The organism is Nocardia terpenica (assembly GCF_013186535.1).
GTDB lineage: Bacteria > Actinomycetota > Actinomycetes > Mycobacteriales > Mycobacteriaceae > Nocardia > Nocardia terpenica.
The window spans coordinates 1600880-1620650 of record NZ_JABMCZ010000003.1 but is presented as its reverse complement, the minus strand read 5'-3'; the positions used below and the strand labels follow the sequence as shown (position 1 = coordinate 1620650).

At 68.4% G+C, this 19771-nt stretch carries 17 protein-coding genes and 1 other RNA gene; 7 read left to right on the top strand and 11 right to left on the bottom strand.

From position 1 onward, the window contains the following. Window positions 1-381 precede the first annotated feature (381 nt). The 11 genes from ssrA to prfB form a co-directional block, all read right to left on the bottom strand. Window positions 382-752, bottom strand: a transfer-messenger RNA (tmRNA) gene (gene ssrA, locus HPY32_RS29080). Window positions 753-888: 136 nt separating this feature from the next. Next, window positions 889-1752 carry a DMT family transporter gene (locus HPY32_RS29075; protein WP_082870500.1) on the bottom strand — a complete coding sequence of 288 codons (864 nt, stop codon included), beginning with the start codon at window positions 1750-1752 and terminating at the stop codon, window positions 889-891. After that, window positions 1749-2222 carry an SsrA-binding protein SmpB gene (gene smpB / locus HPY32_RS29070; protein ID WP_067577553.1) on the bottom strand — a complete coding sequence of 158 codons (474 nt, stop codon included), beginning with the start codon at window positions 2220-2222 and terminating at the stop codon, window positions 1749-1751. Before smpB ends, HPY32_RS29075 begins: the two co-directional genes overlap by 4 nt. A 58-nt stretch (window positions 2223-2280) precedes the next feature. Further along, a complete protein-coding gene (locus HPY32_RS29065; RefSeq protein ID WP_067577551.1) occupies window positions 2281-2520 on the bottom strand; it encodes a WLR motif membrane protein in 240 nt (79 codons plus the stop codon). A gap of 4 nt (window positions 2521-2524) precedes the next feature. Then, window positions 2525-2743 (bottom strand): WLR motif membrane protein, encoded by a 219-nt coding sequence (locus tag HPY32_RS29060; protein WP_067577550.1) that lies wholly within the window; start codon window positions 2741-2743, stop codon window positions 2525-2527. A gap of 562 nt (window positions 2744-3305) precedes the next feature. Then, window positions 3306-5345, bottom strand: coding sequence for a DNA helicase RecQ (gene recQ, locus HPY32_RS29055; protein WP_216676556.1), 2040 nt, complete (start codon window positions 5343-5345; stop codon window positions 3306-3308). A gap of 90 nt (window positions 5346-5435) precedes the next feature. Further along, window positions 5436-6341 (bottom strand): permease-like cell division protein FtsX, encoded by a 906-nt coding sequence (ftsX, locus tag HPY32_RS29050; protein WP_067577546.1) that lies wholly within the window; start codon window positions 6339-6341, stop codon window positions 5436-5438. Then, window positions 6341-7030, bottom strand: a complete 690-nt coding sequence (ftsE, locus tag HPY32_RS29045; RefSeq protein ID WP_067577540.1) for a cell division ATP-binding protein FtsE — start codon at window positions 7028-7030, stop codon at window positions 6341-6343. The genes ftsX and ftsE overlap by 1 nt, the downstream gene beginning before the upstream one ends. 89 nt (window positions 7031-7119) lie before the next feature. Continuing rightward, window positions 7120-7287, bottom strand: coding sequence for an Rv3103c transmembrane domain-containing protein (locus HPY32_RS46955; RefSeq protein WP_195143508.1), 168 nt, complete (start codon window positions 7285-7287; stop codon window positions 7120-7122). Then, the gene (locus tag HPY32_RS29040) at window positions 7274-8104 is read right to left on the bottom strand and encodes a mechanosensitive ion channel family protein (RefSeq protein WP_067584248.1); all 831 of its coding nucleotides are present in this window, start codon (window positions 8102-8104) and stop codon (window positions 7274-7276) included. Before HPY32_RS29040 ends, HPY32_RS46955 begins: the two co-directional genes overlap by 14 nt. A gap of 124 nt (window positions 8105-8228) precedes the next feature. Next, window positions 8229-9344, bottom strand: coding sequence for a peptide chain release factor 2 (gene prfB / locus HPY32_RS29035; RefSeq protein ID WP_067577539.1), 1116 nt, complete (start codon window positions 9342-9344; stop codon window positions 8229-8231). 94 nt (window positions 9345-9438) lie between these two features. Between prfB and hisN the strand changes: the two genes are divergently transcribed. The 7 genes from hisN to HPY32_RS29000 all read left to right on the top strand — a co-directional run bounded on the left by hisN (window position 9439) and on the right by HPY32_RS29000 (window position 19636). Then, complete coding sequence (hisN, locus tag HPY32_RS29030) at window positions 9439-10224, top strand: histidinol-phosphatase (protein ID WP_067577537.1); 786 nt, start codon at window positions 9439-9441, stop codon at window positions 10222-10224. 607 nt (window positions 10225-10831) lie between these two features. Continuing rightward, on the top strand, window positions 10832-12223 hold the full coding sequence (locus HPY32_RS29025; protein WP_373686679.1) for an acyl-CoA dehydrogenase family protein: 1392 nt from the start codon (window positions 10832-10834) through the stop codon (window positions 12221-12223). A 30-nt stretch (window positions 12224-12253) separates the two neighbouring features. Beyond that, window positions 12254-13492, top strand: coding sequence for an acyl-CoA dehydrogenase family protein (locus HPY32_RS29020; protein WP_067577533.1), 1239 nt, complete (start codon window positions 12254-12256; stop codon window positions 13490-13492). A gap of 483 nt (window positions 13493-13975) precedes the next feature. Then, window positions 13976-15634: an acyl-CoA synthetase gene (locus HPY32_RS29015; RefSeq protein WP_067577531.1), complete on the top strand. Its 1659-nt coding sequence runs from the start codon at window positions 13976-13978 to the stop codon at window positions 15632-15634. Window positions 15635-15780: 146 nt separating this feature from the next. Next, window positions 15781-17442 carry an acyl-CoA synthetase gene (locus tag HPY32_RS29010; protein WP_067577528.1) on the top strand — a complete coding sequence of 554 codons (1662 nt, stop codon included), beginning with the start codon at window positions 15781-15783 and terminating at the stop codon, window positions 17440-17442. Window positions 17443-17508: 66 nt separating this feature from the next. Beyond that, window positions 17509-18087, top strand: a complete 579-nt coding sequence (locus tag HPY32_RS29005) for a hypothetical protein (RefSeq protein WP_082870498.1) — start codon at window positions 17509-17511, stop codon at window positions 18085-18087. An 82-nt stretch (window positions 18088-18169) separates the two neighbouring features. Then, window positions 18170-19636, top strand: a complete 1467-nt coding sequence (locus HPY32_RS29000; protein WP_067577525.1) for a PepSY-associated TM helix domain-containing protein — start codon at window positions 18170-18172, stop codon at window positions 19634-19636. Window positions 19637-19771 lie beyond the last annotated feature (135 nt).

The following is a 19771-nucleotide window of genomic DNA, read 5'->3' as shown; positions in this document are numbered from 1 at the left end:
ATGACGCTGCTTGGATGATGCGACAGCCGGCCTCTGCGCCGGAGGGTTGGATGGACACTGAGGCGACCACGGACGAACTACCCTACGCCGATCAGGATCACGAACAGAACATCGGTGACGCTGTAGCGGGGATGGATTCTCCGCCGGCCGAAGCCAGAGCTGTTCGATGGTGGAGCGATGATGAGGACACGGCGGTTCTACCGCGGATACAGGATATTGTGCCTCCTACGCGGGCGACGCCTATTCGTCGGCCGCCTTGGGTGAGCAGGGGGTCTCCGTAAGGACTATGACAAGGAGTAGTGCCATGAGGGCTGTAGAACGAGAAAGGCGGTCCTACCGTCTCCGAGGTCCTTTCGGACCCCGGTTCGAGTAAGACCGCCTTGGTGGAGCTGCCGGGAATCGAACCCGGGTCCTCCGCCGCTTCTTCAGGGCTTCTCCGTGTGCAGTTCGCTGTGTCTCTGCTCGGATCTCTCGGTCACGCGAACAAGCCGAGATGACGATCCCAGTCGCTGTTTGGTGTCCCGTCCGACTCCGCGACCGAGGCGGACGGTAGAGCCCTCTAGCTGATGCCAGGGACCGGGTCGAGGGCGAACCCGGGCTGACAGACACGCTCTACTGCTTAGGCAGCGAGAGCGTAGTCGCGCTGATGAGAATCGGCGCTTATTAGGTTGCAGCGACGCTCACGGTGGTCTCCTGCCTGCACCGACACGCTTCCCCTGAATCGACGTACGCAGTCGAAACCGTTCAGCCCCGTCTCGTCACCGATTCAGATGACCCCGGCTTGTGACCGGGCTATTCATCTTAACATCATCCGTCACTCGATTATTTCACCGGGTCCGGCACCGGCGCGGCGGGGTGCCGCCGACAAGTGTTCGGGCGCACCGGCTTTCAGGCGGTCGCGATGAGGGCGACCGAGCCGAGGGCCAGGACCATGCCGATCTGCTGCAGCGGGCCGACGCGCTCGCCGAGCAGCACCATGGCCAGTAGCACGGTGGCCGCCGGGTACAGCGAGCCGATCACGCTCACCAGCGACAGCATCGAGCCGTGGAAGGCGTAGAGCATGGCCACGTTGGCGATCACGTCCAGCACGCTCACGTACACGGCCAGGCGCAGTGGCTTGCCGGTCGGGGCACGGAAATGCCCGGTCGCCAGCGCCGCCACCCACACCACGACGGTCGCGGCCAGACGCGACGACACCAGCGGCCACAGCCCGCCCGAACCGGCCGAGGAGTGCAGGAAGACGAACGCGAACCCGAACGCGATGCCGGAGCCGACCGTGAGCAGCGCCACCCGCCGGTCGAAGCGCAGTTCGCGGCCGCCGGTGATCTCCTCGGTCACGTCGTCCGGCGATTCCTTGCTGACCAGCACGACCGCGATCAGCGCGCACACGATGCCGACGTAGGCCGCCGGGTTGGCGCGCTCGCCGGTGACCAGCCCGATGATGACCGGGATTCCGGCCACCAGCACCGCGGTCAGCGGTGACACCACCGCCATCGGACCGGTCGCCAGCGCCGCGTAGAACCACCACACCGCCAGGCCGCTGGCCACGCCCGCGGCGGCGCCCCAGCCCAGCGCGGCCGGGTCGGGATGCCCGCGGACCAGGGGCACGAGCAGCAGAATGAGCAGGACGGACAGCGGATAGGAGACGATGACGATGCGCAGGGCCGCGACCCGGCGCGAGGCGACACCGCCGACGAAATCGCTCACCCCGTAGCCGAGGGCCGCGATCAGCGCCAGGACGATCGCCGTCACCGCATGCCCTTCACCCGCCGGCCGAGCTCGCGCGTCACCTCCCGCTCCGCGGTGCGGCGGGCCAGATCCTGGCGTTTGTCGTAGTCCTGCTTGCCCTTGGCCAGCGCCAGTTCGACCTTGACCTTGCCGTCGGAGAAGTACATCGACAGCGGCACCAGCGTCTGGCTGCTCTCCTTCGTCTTGCCGGTGAGCTTGTCGATCTCGCGGCGGTGCAGCAATAGTTTGCGGGTACGTCGCGGCGAGTGGTTGGTCCAGGTGCCGTGCCCGTACTCGGGGATGTGCAGCCCGCGCAGCCAGACCTCGCCGTCGTCGATGGTGGCGAAGGCGTCGACCAGGGACGCTTTCCCCTCGCGCAGGCTCTTCACCTCGGTACCGACCAGCGCGACCCCGGCCTCATAGGTCTCCAGGATCGTGTAGTTGTGCCGCGCCCTGCGGTTGGTGGCGATGGCCTTGCGCCCGGTCTCCTTCATAACGGTCAAGGATAATTGCCGGGAGCAATGGATTATTCCGCGCGTTGCCGGTCGGCAGCTAGGCCGGGCGGATCTCGAGGTAGAGGACGAAGACCGCGATCCACACGATCGTCAGCACCACGGTCGACACCCGCGGCCGCCCGAGCGCGCGCCGGGTGTGCGGGCGCAACCAGCCCGCATCGACCGAGCCCTCGGTGACCCGCCCGACGAATGCCTCGACATCCGGGGTGTCGCCGGATCCGGGATCCGACTGATCGCTGCCGCCGTCGCCGCGCTGCGAGTCGTGATGATGGGTCACGGGCCTATCCCCCCGGCCGCACCTCGAGATAAAGCACGAATAGCGCCACCCACCCCGACAGCAGCAGCACCGTGGACAGTCGCGGCCGCCCCAGCGAGCCGCGCCACCGTCTCTTTGATGCCGGTAGCTCGGCGGTCCGATCGATGACCGCATCCGCAGGCATCGAGCCGCCCCCGCGCGCGGGCAGACCGTCCCCCGGGATCAGTTCGTCGTCGCCGACCATATCGACACGGTACCCACATCGATCGCCTCGATAAACGCAGTTCAGACCACTTGTTACTCAAGGGAGTCGGTAGGCCCCGGCCAAAAGCACGCCGGGGCCAGGGAGAATCTGCACGCAGAGGCCAGGGAGAACCGGCACGCAGAGGCCAGGGAGAACCGGCACGCAGAGGCCAGGGAGAACCGGCACGCAGAGGGCAGGGAGAACCGGCACGCCCGGGACAGGAGGATCGGCACGCCCGAGACAGGGTGAACCCGCGCACCGGGTGAACCGGCATGCCGGAGACAGAGACGAACCTGGCGGGGCGGCAACTCGCTATCGTTCTGGCACCCTAGCCTCGGCGTCCGGCTCCTTTGGCCCTGGCGTTCTGTTACCTCCTGTGGTCCTGCCGTTCTGCTGACCCCCTTTGGTTCTGGCGTTCTGGCAGCTTCCGTGGTCCCTGGCGTTCTGGCAGATCCTCTGGTCCTGACGTTCTGATAGCCCTTTGGTCCTGGCGTTCAGAAACCCCTTTGGTCCTGGCGTTCAGAAAGCCCATTGGTCCTGGCGTTCTTTTGGCCAGGGCCGATCAGTACCCGTCGTCCGGTGGGGGCTCGTAGTCCCAGTCCGGTGGGGGTTCGTGACTCCAATCGGTTGGGGCGGGATCGGGGGTGGTGGATGCGCGGGGTGAGGTGGGGCGGGGTTGGGTGGGGGTGGAGCGGTCGAATCGGGAGGAGCGCGGGGGTGGGGGTGAGGTGGTTTGTGGGGCGGAGCTATTGGCCGCGACCACCTCGAGCACGCCCTCGCCGTATTTGCCGCGTTTGCTTTCGCCGATGCCGCTGATGGTGCCGAGTTCGGTGAGGGTGGTGGGTTTGCGGGTGGCGATTTCGCGGAGGGTGGCGTCGTGGAAGACGACGTAGGCGGGGACGCCCTGTTCCTTGGCGGTCGCGGCGCGCCAGGCGCGCAGGCGCTCGAACAGGTCGGTGTCGCCGGGGGCGAGGTCGGCGGCGGCGAGGCGGGAGGTCTTGGCGCGCGGGGCCTTTGCGACCTTGGCGCGTTCGGGCTCGCGGCGCAGGGCGACGGTGCGGCCGGAGAACAGGACCTCGTTGCTGGCCTCGGTCAGTACCAGCACGCCGTACTCGCCGTGCACCGCGAGCAGGCCCTGGGCGAGCAGCTGGCGGATCGTGCCGCGCCATTCGACATCGCGCAGCTCGGTGCCGATGCCGAATACCTTCAGCTCGTTGTGCTTGTGCTGCAGCACCTTCGGATTGGACTTGCCGATCAGGATGTCGACGATGTGGCCCGCGCCGAAGCTCTGCCCGCGCTCGCGCTTGAGCCGCAGCACGGTGGAGAGCACCTTCTGCGCGGCGACGGTGCCGTCCCAGGACTCCGGCGGATTCATGCAGGTGTCGCAGTTGCCGCAGGGCTCGCCGGGCTGGCCGAAGTAGTTCAGCAGTTGGGTGCGGCGGCACTGCACGGTCTCGCACAGCGCGAGCATGGCGTCCAGGTGCAGCTGCAGCTGGCGGCGGTGCGCGGCGTCGCCCTCGGAGTTGTCGATCAGGCGGCGCTGCTGCACGACGTCGTTGAGGCCGTACACCATCCAGGCCGTGGACGGGAGTCCGTCGCGGCCCGCGCGGCCGGTCTCCTGGTAGTAGCCCTCCACCGATTTCGGCAGGTCGAGGTGGGCGACGAAGCGCACGTCGGGTTTGTCGATGCCCATGCCGAAGGCGATGGTCGCGACCACCACCAGACCGTCCTCGCGCAGGAAGCGCGCCTGGTTGGCGGCACGGGTGCGGGCGTCGAGCCCGGCGTGATACGGCAGCGCCTCGACGCCGTTGCGGCTGAGGAACTCCGCCGTCTTCTCCACCGAATTGCGCGACAGGCAGTAGACGATGCCCGCGTCGCCGGGGTGCTCGGTGTTGATGAACGACAGCAGCTGCTGGTCGGGCCGGTTCTTGGGCTCGATGCGGTACTGGATGTTGGGGCGGTCGAAGCCCGCGACGAAATGCCTTGCGCCGGTGAGGTCGAGGCGCTCGGCGATTTCCCTGCGGGTGTTCTCGGTGGCGGTGGCGGTGAGCGCGATGCGCGGCACGTCGGGCCAGCGCTCGTGCAGCATGGACAGCGCCAGATAGTCGGGCCGGAAGTCGTGGCCCCACTGTGAGACGCAGTGCGCCTCGTCGATGGCGAACACCGACACCTTCGCCCTATCCAGCAGCTGCACCGTCGATTCCAGCCGCAGGCGCTCCGGGGCCAGGTAGAGGATGTCCAGCTCGCCGGACAGCAGTTGCGCCTCGACCGCGCGGCGCTGGTCGGGGAACTGGGTGGAGTTGAGGAACCCGGCGCGCACGCCCAGGGCGGTGAGCGCGTCGACCTGGTCCTGCATGAGGGCGATGAGCGGCGATACGACCACACCCACGCCCGGCCGCACCAGCGCGGGGATCTGGTAGCACAGCGATTTGCCGCCGCCGGTGGGCATGAGCACCAGCGCGTCGCCGCCCGAGACCACCTGTTCGACGATCTCGCGCTGTAAGCCGCGGAAACTGTCGTACCCGAAGACGCGCCGTAGAACCTGGTGCGCCGCATCGGTTTTCGCGCCGGACGCAGACTGGTCGGTCGCCGTAGCAAGCATCTCCGGGGAACTCACGCCCGCCATCCTACGGATGTCCCCGGGGCCTGCGCCGCCTTCTCCCGGCACTCGCACCCTTTGCGTGGGAACCAATCAATTCCGCACGTAATACCGCAGCGTCCCGTAAGCCGTTGCGGCGGCGAAGATTATGCCGACCGGGATGATGTAGATGGCGGCCAGGGCGATGTCGTTGTCGGTGAGGCGGGGGACGACGCCGCTGTCGGTGAAGGCGCCGAGGGCGTGGTTGATCACCAGCGGGCGGGCGATGAACAGGCTGCCCACGGCCAGGGCCGAGCCGATCAGGGCCGCGATCACCGCCTCCAGCAGGAACGGCAGCTGGGTGTACCAGCGGGAGGCGCCGACCATGCGCATGATGCCGACCTCCTCGCGGCGGGTGAACGCCGCGATCTGCACCATGTTCGCGATCAGCAGCAGGGCCGCCACCGCCTGCAGCGCCGCCAGCCCGAAGGCCGCGTTGCGCAGGCCGTCGAACAATCCCACCAGCCGGTCCACGAAATCGCGGTCGCTGTGCACGGATTGGACGCCGGGCCGGGTCTGATAGTCCTTCATGATCTGCGGATACCGCCCGGGATCGCTCATCTTGACCCGGAACGACGCGGGCAGCGTCGTGTTCTGGATCATCTGCACCATCTCCGGCTGATCCTTGAAGGTGACCTCGGTGGCCTCCTTCTTGGCGTCGGCGCTGTTGGTGAACTGCACGCTCACCACGCCGTCGTGCTGCTTCAGATCCGACAGCAGCGCCTTGCACGCATCCTGCGTGCAGTCGGTGTCGGTGGCCGAGATGTCGGGCGTCAGGAACAGCCGGATCTCCAGCCGCCCCAGGAACATGTCCTCGGTCTTCTTGGTGATCTGCACCGCGAGCAGACCGCCGCCGAGCATGGCGAGCGAGACCGCGGTGGTCAGGATCATCGCCAGGGTCATGGTGACATTGCGGCGCAGGCCGGTGAGGACCTCGCCGATCAGGAAGCTCGCGCGCATTACCGGCCCACCCCGTACACGCCCATGGCCTCGTCGCGCAGCACCCGCCCGCGGTCGAGCTCGATCACCCGCCGCCGCATGGCGTCGACGATGTGGTTGTCGTGGGTGGCCATCAGCACCGTCGTGCCGGTGCGATTGACCCGTTCCAGCAGCGCCATGATGTCCTGACTGGTATCGGGATCGAGATTGCCGGTGGGTTCGTCGGCCAGCAGCACCAGCGGCCGGTTCACGAAGGCGCGCGCGATCGCGACGCGCTGCTGCTCACCGCCGGACAGCTCGCTCGGTAACCGATCGGCCTTGCCGGACAGGCCCACCAGATCCAGCGCCTCGGGCACCGCGCGGGCGATGAACTTGCGGTTCTTGCCGATCACCTCGAGCGCGAACGCCACGTTCTGCTCCACCGTCTTCTGCTGCAGCAGCCGGAAGTCCTGGAAGACACAGCCGATGCGCTGGCGCAGCTTGGGCACGCGGCGGCCGGGCAGCCGGTCCACCCGGTAATCGGCGACGTGCACCTCACCGGCGGTGGGCCGCTCCTCCTTCAGCAGCAGCCGCATGAACGTCGACTTGCCCGACCCGGACGGTCCGATGATGAAGACGAACTCGCCCTTCTCGATCTCGACCGAAACACCGTCCAGCGCGGGCCGCGTCGAGGTCTTGTAGGACTTGGTGACGTTCCGCAGGGTTATCACGAGCAGCCAGTGTAGCCAGCGACGAACCGGCACCCCGCCCGCCCGCACCGGCGCGGGCGAAGTGTCTCATTCGGGTCATCGCGCGCGGCTCATTTGGCGGGCGCGGGCGTATGCTGCGATTTCGGAATGATATTCGCGACCGGGCTGAATGCGGGAGCGTGCTGCCCCGCGGGTGTGGTGGGCCGGACGAACAGGTACACAACGAATGTCGCGATCCAGACCGTGAGCAGGATCGCGGTCGATCTACGCGTTTTCACTCATGCCCTCCCGGCGCAGGGCCGCGGCCACCCGCACCCGCAACTCGCGCCCCACTTCGAACTGCTTGCCCGGCAATGTGCGGGCAACCATACGGATATTCATCTGGTCGACCGTCAGATCCTCGAGACCCATCACCGTGGGCTCGTCCAGCAGCAGCGATTTGAGCGTGCGATCCTGGAACGCCTTGGCCCCCACGTCGTGCAGGATTTCGTTGATCTTGTTGATATCGGCAGTCGCCTTGACCGGCACATCGATCGCGGCGCGCGCCCAATCCTTGGACAGATTGGTGACTTTCACGATCTGGCCGTTGGGCACCGTGATCACCTCGCCGTCGGCATTGCGCAGGGTGGTGATCCGCAGCGTGACGTCCTCGACGGTGCCCTCGGCGGGCTCGGACTGCCCGGTGACGGCGATGCGCACCACGTCGCCGAATCCGTACTGCCGCTCGGTGATCAGGAAGAAGCCCGCCAGCAGGTCCTGCACCACGCGCTGGGCGCCGAAACCGATCGCGGCACCGAGCACCGCGGCGGGGGCGACCAACCCGCCGAGCTCGAATCCCAGACGCTTCAAGACCTCCAGCGCCACCAGGAAGTAGCCGAGGCTCAGCACCACCCAGGTGATGACCTGAGCCAGGGCGTGCCGGTGCTTGGCCGCCTCCGACCGCACAAGCGAATCGCTGCTCTGGAATCCGGCGTCGATCCTGCGGGTGATCCGATCGCGCACGAACTGAACGACGCGACCGAACAGCACCGCGCCGATCACATACAGCACGATTTCCAGGCCGCCGGAGCGTAACCAGGCGAGGTCCTCGGTCATTGCGGCGGAGGCGAGCGTCGTGATCACCGGCACACCTTTCCCGGTGTGAACCGGGTACCACCGCAATTGATTCCGCCGACCGAATACACGCCAGCCAGGCTACTACGCCAGGCGGAAGGAATCGCTACTCGTCGCCCTGGCGCATCCGCCACCGGATGCCCTCCTCGATGAAGGCGTCGATATCGCCGTCGAGGACGGATGTGGGGTTGTTGACCTCGTAGTTGGTGCGCAGATCCTTCACCATCTGGTAGGGGTGCAGCACATAGGAGCGCATCTGGTTGCCCCAGGACGCGCCCTCGGTGGTCTTGAGCGCATCCATCTGGGCGCGCTCCTCCTGACGCTTGCGCTCGAGCAGTTTGGCCTGCAGCACGCGCATGGCCGAAATCTTGTTCTGCAGCTGCGATTTCTCGTTCTGGCAGGTGACCACGATGCCGGTCGGAATGTGGGTGATGCGGACCGCGGAGTCGGTGGTGTTGACGCTCTGGCCACCCGGACCCGAGGAGCGGTACACGTCGACGCGGATCTCCGATTCGGGCACGTCGATATGGTCGGTGGTCTCTACGACGGGCAGCACCTCGACCTCGGCGAAGGAGGTCTGGCGGCGGCCCTGGTTGTCGAACGGGCTGATGCGCACCAGCCGGTGCGTGCCCATCTCCACCGACAGGGTGCCGTAGGCGTAGGGGGTTTTCACCGCGAAGGTGGCGCTCTTGATGCCCGCCTCTTCGGCATAGGAGGTGTCGTAGACCTCGACCGCGTACTTGTGCCGGTCGGCCCAGCGCAGGTACATGCGCATGAGCATCTCGGCCCAGTCGGCGGCGTCCACGCCGCCCGCGCCGGAGCGGATGTTGACCAGCGCCTCGCGCTTGTCGTACTCGCCCGACAGCAGGGTGCGCACCTCCATCGCCTCCACATCGGCGTGCAGGGCGGCGCGTTCGGCGTCGGCGTCGGCCAGGGCGGCGGTGCGGGCCTCGCCCTCCTCGTCCTCGGCCAGCTCGTACAGCACCGGCAGGTCGTCGAGGCGCTGGCGCAGCTCGGTGACGCGGCGTAGTTCGTTCTGCGCGTGCGACAGTTCGCTGGTGACCCCCTGCGCGTGCTCCTGGTCGTTCCACAGGTCCGGGTCGGCGGCCTGCTGCTCGAGTTCGTCGATGCGGCGGCGCAGCTCGTCGATATCGAGCACCGACTCGACCGTCTTCAGGGTGGTGTCGAGTTCGGCGAGATCGGCGGAAACGTCAGGATGCACGATGGTCCAATCTACCGGTCGGGGCCGATCCGGCGAAATATGCCGAGGTCAGCGGGATTCGCGCGGCAGGGTACCGCTGGTGTTGACTGTCCGCGTGACCGAGTACCCCAGCGACCTCGCCCTCGCCCACCGGTTGGCCGACGCGGCCGACGCGATCACCCGCGCCCGGTTCGGGGCGCTGGACCTGCGGGTGGACAGCAAGCCGGACCTCACTCCGGTGTCGGACGCGGATCTGGCGGTGGAGCAGGCGCTGCGCGCGCTGCTGGAACAGGAGCGGTCCGGCGACGCGGTGCTCGGCGAGGAGTTCGGCGGCGCGGCCGAGTTCACCGGCCGCCAATGGGTGATCGATCCGATCGATGGCACCAAGAACTTCGTGCGCGGGGTGCCGGTGTGGGCGTCGCTGATCGCGCTGCTCGAGGACGGCGTGCCGGTGGTGGGTGTGGTGAGCGCCCCGGCGCTGGCGCGGCGCTGGTGGGCGGCGGCCGGTGCGGGCGCCTGGACCCGGTTCGAGACCGCGGAGCCGCGGCGGATCGGCGTCTCGGCGGTGCGCGAGCCGGGCGCGGCCAGCCTGGCCATTTCCAGCCTGTCCGGCTGGCGCGACCTGGGCCGTCGCGACCAGCTGATCGCGCTCACCGACGAGGTGTGGCGCACCCGCGGCTACGGCGACTTCTTCGGCTACTGCCTGCTCGCCGAGGGCGCGGTCGACATCGTCACCGAACCCGAGGTGTCGCTGTGGGACCTGGCGCCGCTCGACATCCTGATTCGCGAGGCCGGTGGGACATTCACCGCATTGGACGGTGCGGCGGGGCCGCACGGCGGGAGCGCCGTGGGCACCAATGGGCTGCTGCACGATGCGGTCCTGGCTCGCCTGCGCGCCTGACCCGACACGCCGTGCCCCGGCGCGCCTCGGAATCGTCTGCGTTTCAACGGTTTCGGTCGGTGCGCTGACGTAAGGTGGGCACACCTCCGGCCGAGGGGCGGTGGACTTGGTCCACACACCGCGCCCAGGAGGGAGGTGATGGGGAATGGCGAAACATCGCCGACCGAAGAGCAAGGCCCCGGTCGACTACGGCATGGTCTTGGCAGGCACTGCCGTGATCGCCGGGGCGCTCATACTGGTCCGCTGGTTTATCCAACGGGCTAGCTGACCCATCAAAGGTGGGGCGTCGGAACAGACCCGGCGTCCCACCGCCAGCATCACTCACGTGACCACTCGATGGTACTCGACTCCGAACGACACAGACAGCGTTCAACGCACCCAATGGATTACGGATCGCTCGGCCCCGTCGGCCGGTAGGCGTCCGACAAGTCGTTACGCATTCTCCGCACGCGGCAATACCACGGTGAACGGCATGTTCACCCGGGATGTGGCACCGCCACGTTCGCCGTGTGTATGCTGCCGCTCGACGGCGTTCTTACTCTGGAGTAAGATAGTGTTACTCGAAAGTAAGATGCTGGGACGGATCACCCACCACCCGAGAAGACTGGTGATTATGAGCACTCGAGACACCGCAACGAAGCGACGTCCGGATTCCGCCGTCGGGCTGAATCCGCAGAAGCGCGATTGGATGGGCGCGGCCATGCGGGTCATGACGACCATCACGGGGTCGGAGCTCGCCGAGAAGTACAAGCTGCGCAAGCCCATCGAACGGCTCACCTACGAGGGCACCAAGACCGGGTTCCGCACACTGGGCGCGGCCACCCGCGCGTTCAACCGGGTGTCCGGCGGCGGCAAGCCGAAGCGCCTGCCCGCCAACGAATCCCGCACCAAGGACTACTTCGACCTGACCCCCACCGACGATCAGAAGATGATCGTCGAGACGGTCCGCGAGTTCGCCGCCGAGATCCTGCGCCCGGCCGCCTACGAGGCCGACGGCGCGGCCAAGGCCCCGCGCGACCTGCTCGAGCGCGCCGCCGAGCTGGGCATCACCCTGATCAATGTGCCCGAGGAGCTGGAGGGCGCGGCCGCCGAGCGTGGCGCGGTCACCAATTCCCTTGTGGCCGAGGCCCTGGCGCACGGCGATATGGGCCTGGCGCTGCCGATCCTGGCGCCCTCGGGCGTCGCGGTAGCGCTGTCGCAGTGGGGCACCGACGCCCAGCAGCAGACCTACCTGGGCGCGTTCACGGGTGAGAACGTGCCGCAGGCGTCGGTCGTGATCAGCGAGCCGCGGGCGCTGTTCGACCCGTTCGCGCTGCAGACCAAGGCCACCCGCTCGCCCAGCGGCTACCGCCTCAACGGGGTGAAGAGCCTGGTCCCGGCCGCCGCCGACGCCGAGCTGTTCCTCGTCGGCGCCGAACTCGACGGCCGCCCGGCGCTGTTCATCGTCGAGTCCGACACCCCGGGCGTGGTCATCGAGGCCGACCCGGCCATGGGCCTGCGGGCCGCGGGCCTGGGCCGGTTGATCCTGGACAATGTCGCGGTCTCCGCCGACGCGGTCCTGGGCGACGGCGACGCCGTCCAGCGCGCCGAGGAGTACGCCGACGCGGTGCGGCTGGCCCGGCTGGGCTGGGCCTCGCTGGCCGTCGGCACCGGACAGGCCGTGCTGGACTACGTGATTCCGTACGTGAAGGAGCGCGAGGCGTTCGGCGAGCCGATCGCCCACCGGCAGGCGGTCGCGTTCATGGTCGCCAATATCGCCATCGAGCTCGACGGCCTGCGGCTCGTGACCCTGCGGGGTGCGTCACGCGCGGAGCAGGGACTGTCGTTCGCCCGCGAGGCGCAGCTGGCTCGAAAGCTGGCCGCCGACAAGGGCATGCAGATCGGCCTGGACGGTGTGCAGTTGCTCGGCGGTCACGGCTTCACCAAGGAACACCCGGTCGAGCGCTGGTACCGCGATCTGCGTGCCATCGGCGTCGCCGAAGGTGTCGTCCTCGTCTGATCCGGCCCGACTTCGTAACGGAGAACTTCCATGATCAATCTCGAACTCCCCAAGAAGCTGCGGGCCAGCGCCAATCAGGCCCACCAGGTCGCCTCGGAGATCTTCCGGCCGATCTCGCGCAAGTACGACCTCGGCGAGCACGAGTACCCGGTCGAGCTGGACACCATGGCCGCCATGGTGGAGGGCCTGGCCGACTCGGGCGCGCAGGACATCTCCGGCGCCACCGGCGGCCGCAAGGCCAAGGAGGGCGCCGCCGAGCCGGACGCACACGCCACCGAGCTGCTCGGAAACTCCAACGGCGGCAATATGTCCGCGCTGATGAACGCCCTGGAGACCTCGTGGGGCGACGTCGGCCTGATGCTGTCGATCCCCTACCAGGGCCTCGGCAACGCCGCCATCGCCGCGGTCGCCACCGACGAGCAGCTGGAGCGGTTCGGCAAGGTGTGGGCCGCCATGGCGATCACCGAGCCGTCGTTCGGCTCCGACTCCGCCGCGGTGTCCACCACCGCCGTGCTCGACGGCGACGAGTGGGTTCTCAACGGCACCAAGATCTTCGTGACCGCGGGGTCGCGGGCCACGCACATCGTGGTGTGGGCGTCGGTCGACAAGACCAAGGGCCGCGCCGCCATCAAGTCGTTCGTAGTGCCGCGAGATGCCAAGGGCCTCACCGTCGCTCGCCTCGAGCACAAGCTCGGCATCAAGGCGTCCGACACCGCCGAACTCCGCCTCGAGGACTGCCGCATCCCGAAGGACAACATCCTCGGCAGCCCGGAAGTCAACGTGGAGAAGGGTTTTGCCGGGGTCATGCAGACCTTCGACAACACCCGCCCCCTGGTGGCCGCCATGGCGGTCGGCGTAGGCCGCGCCGCCCTCGAGGAACTCCGCACCATCCTCACCGACGCGGGCGTCGAAATCTCCTACGACACCCCCGCCAACAACCAGCACGCCGCCGCCGCGGAATTCCTTCGCCTGGAAGCGGATTGGGAAGCGGCCTACCTGCTGTCCCTCCGCGCCGGCTGGATGGCCGACAACAAGAAGCCCAACTCCCTGGAAGCCTCCATGTCCAAGGCCAAGGCGGGCCGCATGGGCACCGACGTCACCCTCAAGGCCGTAGAACTGGCAGGCCCGCTCGGCTACTCCCAGCGCACACTGCTGGAGAAGTGGGGCCGAGACTCGAAGATCCTGGACATCTTCGAAGGGACACAGCAGATCCAGCAGCTGATCGTGGCCCGGCGGGTGCTGGGGCTGTCGAGCGACAAGCTGAAGTAGATCGGGTAAAAGGGCGCTGGGTGGGCGGCGTCCGGCTACAATGGCGGAGTCACGAGAGTGATGTTGGTGGTGGGACGCCGCTGCTACGACCCCCCACCGGGTGGGCTACCTAGCCCGCAACCAGCGGACCAGGGTTATGAGCGCCCCGGCGATGACGGCAGCGATTGCAAGCACGATGCCGTAATCGACCGGGGCCTTGCTCTTTGGTCGGCGATGTTTCGCCATTCCCACCCACCTCCTTCCTGGGCGCGGCGTTTGGACCACGTTCACCGCCCCTCGGAAGGAAGTGCCGCCAGGATAAGCAGGCGCGCTTCGGTTTTCGCGCATAATCGCAAATTTGTGCGAGTTCTGCGGCGTGTCAGGGTCGACACGGCGGTCGCCGGTTTGGCCGGATTTCTGTATCCCGGGTCACACTCGCGCTGCTACCGTCCGGTATACGCCGTCGATCGGCGGCGGTTCACGCTCGGGGCACGGAGGTGGGCCATGGCGGGCTCGGTCCTACAGGGGTTGCAGCGCAGGGTGATTCATACGGCGGAGATCGTCCAGGGGCTCAAGGTTTTGCGGGAGCGTCGGGTGGTCGATCTGGGTAGTCCGCTGGAGACGGTGCGGACGGCGCAGGAGGTCAGGGTGCTCGGGCCGCAGGCGTCGGCGGTGCGGCATGCGGCGCGGGTGTGGCCGGAGCGGACGGCGGTGATCGATGAGCGCGGCGCGCTCAGCTTCCGGCAGCTCGACGAGCAGTCCACCGCGGTCGCGCACGGCCTGCGGGGCTTGGGCGTCGGCCCGGGGACCGTCGTGGGCATTCTCGCCCGCGACCATCGCGGGCTGCTGCTGGCGATGGTGGCGGCCGGAAAGCTCGGCGCCCGCCTCGCGCTGATGAATACCGGTTTCGCCAAACCGCAGTTCGCCGAGGTGTGCCAGCGCGAGCAGGTCAGGGCGGTGCTGCACGACAGCGAATTCGTCGGACTGCTCGACGCGGTGGCGCCGGAGTTGCCGCGGGTGCTCACCTGGGTCGACGAGGGCGCCGAATTGCCCAGCGGGGCAACGACCCTCGATGCGCTCATCGCCTCGAACCCCACGACCCCGTTGGCGCTGCCCGAGCGGCCGGGCGGATTCGTCATCCTCACCAGCGGCACCACCGGCCTGCCCAAGGGGGCGGCGCGCAATCGGGCGACCCCGCTGGGCACCGCCCAGATCGTCGACCGCATCCCGTTCCCGGCGCGGGGCACGGTCATGATCGTGTCGCCCCTGTTCCACAGCACCGGCCTGGCCAGCTGGATGGTCGCCACCGGCCTCGGCAACACCACCGTGCTCACCCGCCGCTTCGATGCCGGGCGAACCCTGGCTCTCATCGCACAACACCGCATCGAGATGCTGGTCGCGGTGCCGACCATGCTGCACCGCATGGTCGAACTCGATCCGGATGTCCGTGCGCGCCATGACCTTTCGTCGCTGCGCACCATCCTGGTGGCCGGTTCCGCCCTCTCCCCCGAGCTCACCGTGCGCGCCACCGAGGCGTTCGGGCCGGTGCTGCACAACCTGTACGGATCCACCGAATGCGCGGTCGCGACCGTCGCCACGCCGCGGGATCTGGCGCTCGCGCCGGGCACCGCGGGCCGCTCGCCCGTCACCTGCGAGGTGGCGCTGTTCGACGATCGGGGCCACCGCGTCCGCGGCCGAAATGTCACCGGGCGCATCTTCGTTCGCGCGGGCGGGCAGTTCGAGGGCTATACCGACGGCCGCACCAAGCAGATCATCGACGGCTACATGTCCTCCGGCGATGTCGGCCACTTCGATGAGCACGGCCTGCTGTTCGTCGACGGCCGCGACGACGACATGATCGTGTCCGGCGGTGAGAACGTCTTCCCGCAGGAGGTGGAGAATCTGCTGCTGGAGCGCCCCGACGTCTTCGACGCCGCGGTGGTCGGCGTGGACGACGCCGAGTTCGGCAAGCGCCTGCGCGCCTTCGTCGTGCCCGAACCGGGCACCGCCGTCCCCGACGCCGAGGAGATCCGCGCCCACGTGAAGGCCAACCTGGCCCGCTACAAGGTGCCCCGCGATGTGATCTTCATCGACGAGCTGCCTCGCAACGCCACCGGGAAACTGCTGCGTAGGCAGCTCGTGGAATTCGAGATCACCCCGTAGGACGACCGGCCGGTTATAGAGGTACCGTCGGTTACAGAGACTCGAACCACACCTCACCTGCACTGCTTGCTAGGGTTAGCAGCGCACTGGATCTCGACGTTGCGGTCCGCCAGCCCCCGCCGGCGGGATCGCGGAAGGTTGTACCTATGTCAGCTGTCCTTCCGTCTTCAGCGAGCGCCGTCCTCCGCAAGGCCGGAGATATGGCTCTGGGCGTCAATGCCATGCGCAAGCGCGGGCTGATCAATCCGCTGCGCCCCGATCACGCGGTGCGCTCGGCGCTCAATGTCGGCAAGTTCGGGCCCTTCGCGGGCGTCATCATGCATGCCGCGCAGACCTCCCCGAACGCCGCCGCCATCGTCGACGAGCGCGGGGAGCTGACCTTCGGCGAGATCAACGCGCAGTCCAATCAGCTGGCCCGCGGCCTGGCCGCGCAGGGGCTGCGGCAGGGCGATGTGGTGGCGGTGCTGGCCCGCGATCATCGCGGCATGGTGCTGAGCCTGACCGCCACCGGCAAGCTCGGCGTGCGGGCGGTGCTGATGAACACCGGCTTCGCCAAGCCGCAGCTGGCCGACGTGGCCGCCCGCGAGGGTGTGAAGGCGGTACTGCACGACAGCGAATTCGTCGAGCTGATGAGCGCCATCCCGGCCGACATTCCGCGCATCCTCACCTGGGTCGACGAGAAGGACGGGGTGGATCCGTCGATCCCCACACTGGACTCGCTGCGCGAGGGCCGATCCCCCGACGCGGTCGCCGCGCCCGAGAAGCCGGGCGGCATGGTCATTCTCACCAGCGGCACCACCGGCACCCCGAAGGGCGCGCCGCGGGAGAAGGTGAGCCCGTTCATCTCGGCGCAGCTGCTGGATCGAATTCCGTTGCCGCGCAACGGGTCCATGGTGGTCGCCGCGCCGATCTTCCACGCCACCGGGCTGTCGCAGTTCACCCTGGGACTGGCGCTGGGCAATCGGATGATCTTCCAGCAGCGGCGTTTCGACCCGGAGCGCACGCTCGCCAATATCGAGCGGTACCAGGCGTCCTCGCTGGTCGTGGTGCCGACCATGTTGCAGCGCATGCTGGATCTGCCGCCCGAGACGCTGAAGAAGTACGACATGTCGTCGCTGCGGATGATCTTCGCCGCCGGTTCGGCCATTCCGCCGGACGTGGTGTCCCGCAGCCTCGACTACTTCGGCGACGTCCTCTACAACGTGTACGGGTCGACCGAGTGCGCGGTGATCTCGGTCGCCGGTCCCGAGGAACTGCGCATCGCGCCGAACACCGCGGGCCGCCCCCCGGTCGGCATTCGGCTGGCACTGCTCGACGAGAAGCGGCAGCGAATCACCACACCCCACGTGACCGGCACGATCTTCATCGAGAACGCGCACTCGTTCAAGGCCTACACCGACGGTCGCACCAAGGAGACCGTCGACGGCATGATGTCCTCCGGCGACGTCGGCCACTTCGACGAACACGGCCTGCTCTACATCGACGGCCGCGACGACGACATGATCGTCTCCGGCGGCGAGAACGTCTTCCCCCAGGAAGTCGAACACCTCCTCGCCGACCGCCCCGACATCCTCGAAGCCGCCGTCATCGGCGTCGACGACCACGACTACGGCAAACGCCTGCGCGCCTTCGTCGTCCCCGGCCCCGACTCCCCCCGCGACGCCCAGGAAATCAAGGACTACGTCAAAGCCAACCTCGCCCGCTACAAAGTCCCCCGCGACGTCGTCTTCCTCGACGAGCTCCCCCGCAACGCCACCGGCAAACTCCTACGGAAACCGCTGGTGGAGATGAATATCGACGATCAGTGATTCCCTGGCAAATTGCTGAGATCGCCTGAAAATACGCCGTAAATCATCGGCTATCATCGGCGCGTGATGATCGATTCCGGCCGGTCCCCGGGCCGCACCGCCGCGCAGGCGCGGTCGCGCCGGGCGGCGGTCGCGCGGTTCCGCGGGGGGTCGGCCGGATCGGTTTCGGGTGCGCTGTCCATTGCCGCGCACGGCTGGGCCTCGGGCGGCATGCCGCTGGAATCCGGCACGCTGGCGCTGCTGGTGGCCGCGTGCACCGTGGTGGGCGCGCTGGTGTCCGGCGTCGGCCCGCTGCGCAGCACCGTGTGCGGGCTGATCACCGCGCTGGTCGGCGGCCAGTTGCTCGGGCACACCACCATGTCCGTCGGCATGATGCACATGCAGCACGGCAAGTCGATGTGGACACCCGCCATGCTGGCGGCCCACCTGGTGGCGGCCGTCTGCGCCGCCGTCGTCATCCTCGGCGCCGAGGCCGCCTATCGGATCGGGACCGCGGTGCTGGCCCGGGCGCTCCCGGTGCTGCGCGGCACCCCGGCCATCGCCGGGCCGCTGCTCCGAATCACCCACCGCGACCGGGTCATTCTGCGCGTCCTCGCCGCCGACACGCTCCGCACCCGCGGCCCGCCCGCTCTCGTTCGAGTCTGAATTCTTCCAACACCCGGGCGCACGAAGGGTTTTCGTGTGCGCCCCGGGTGTCTCTCGAACCAGGAGCACCACCGATTTGAGCATGACCGATATCCCGGTTGCGGGCGCCCCTGTGCCGCAACCGGTCCCGGAGTCGTCCGGGGCGCGGCGATCCGCCGCACGCACTTCCTGGCAGGCGCTGGCCATGCGCCTGCATTTCTATGCGGGTGTCTTCGTGGCGCCGTTCATTCTCGTCGCCGCCGTCACCGGCGCGCTGTACGCGATCTCGCCGACGCTGGAGTCGGTGGTGAATCGCGACCTGCTGCATGTGGATTCGAACGGTCCGGCGCGGCCACTGGCCGATCAGATCGCGGCCGGTGTGGCCGCGGAGCCGAATCTGTCGCTGGTGGCGGTCGCGCCCGCGCAGCACGCGGGTGACACCACCCGGGTCCTGTTCGCCGATCCGTCCCTCGGGGAGTCCGAGCGGCGCGCGGTCTTCGTCGACCCCGTGACCGCGCGGTCCGTCGGCACCAGCGTGGTGTACGGCAGTTCCGGCTCGCTGCCCCTGCGCACCTGGATCGACGTGCTGCACAAGGATCTTCACCTCGGCCAGGCCGGTCGCCTCTACAGCGAGCTGGCCGCGTCGTGGCTGTGGATCGTCGCGCTGGCGGGGCTGGTGATCTGGGTGCGCCGGGTGCGCTCGCGCCGGGAACGCCGCGGGGCGCGCTGGCTGGCGTGGCCGGATCGGTCCCGCACCGGGCGCAGCCGGGCGCTGAACTGGCATGCGGCCGTGGGCATCTGGATTCTGCTGCCGCTGCTGTTCCTGTCCGCGACCGGCATGACGTGGTCGACCCACGCGGGCGGGCACATCGATCGGCTGCGCCAGGAGCTCAGCTGGACCACGCCGACGGTCGACACCAGGCTGCCGGACGCGACCGGTCCCGCCGTGCCCGCCGGTGGCGAGCACGACCACCACGGCGGCGGCCCCGCGATGAGCATGCCGGTGTCCGCCGACCGAGCGGCCCAGGCGGACAAGGCGTTCGCGGACGCGCGCGGCCACGGCATCGACGGTCCGGTGGAGATCGCCGTCCCGGCGGCGGACGGCACCGCGTTCGTGGTGAAGGAGCGCCGCCTGCCGGGCGTGCTCACCCAGGATTCGATCGCCGTCGACGGCCGCACCGGCGACGTGGTGGACCTGCTCCGCTACGCGGACTGGCCGCTCATGGCCAAGCTCAGCAACTGGGGCATCCAGTTGCACATGGGCCTGATGTTCGGGGTGGCCAATCAGCTGCTGCTGTTGCTGACGATGGTCGCGCTGATCACCGTGATCGCGCGCGGCTACCTGATGTGGTGGCGGCGCAGGCCCACCCGGGCCGACGGCTCGTTCGCGCTCGCCAGGGGCCCGCGCCGCGGTGTGCTGCGGCGGACCCCGGTGGCCGTGCTGGCGCCGCTGATCGCGGTGACCGTGCTGGTCGGCTGGTTCGCCCCGCTGATCGGGATCAGCCTGGTCGGCTTCCTGATCGTGGACGTGCTCGTCGGCCTGTTCCAGCGCAGGCGCGCCACCGCCTGAGTCCGGCCCGTCGCCGATGACGGACTTCGGATTACCCATCGGGTGCGGGCACTCGCGAAATCCGGTCGCGATCACGCGAATTCGGTGACCGGAGCCGAAAGCCCCCTTGCGCTACCCATTTCAGCGCACACAGCA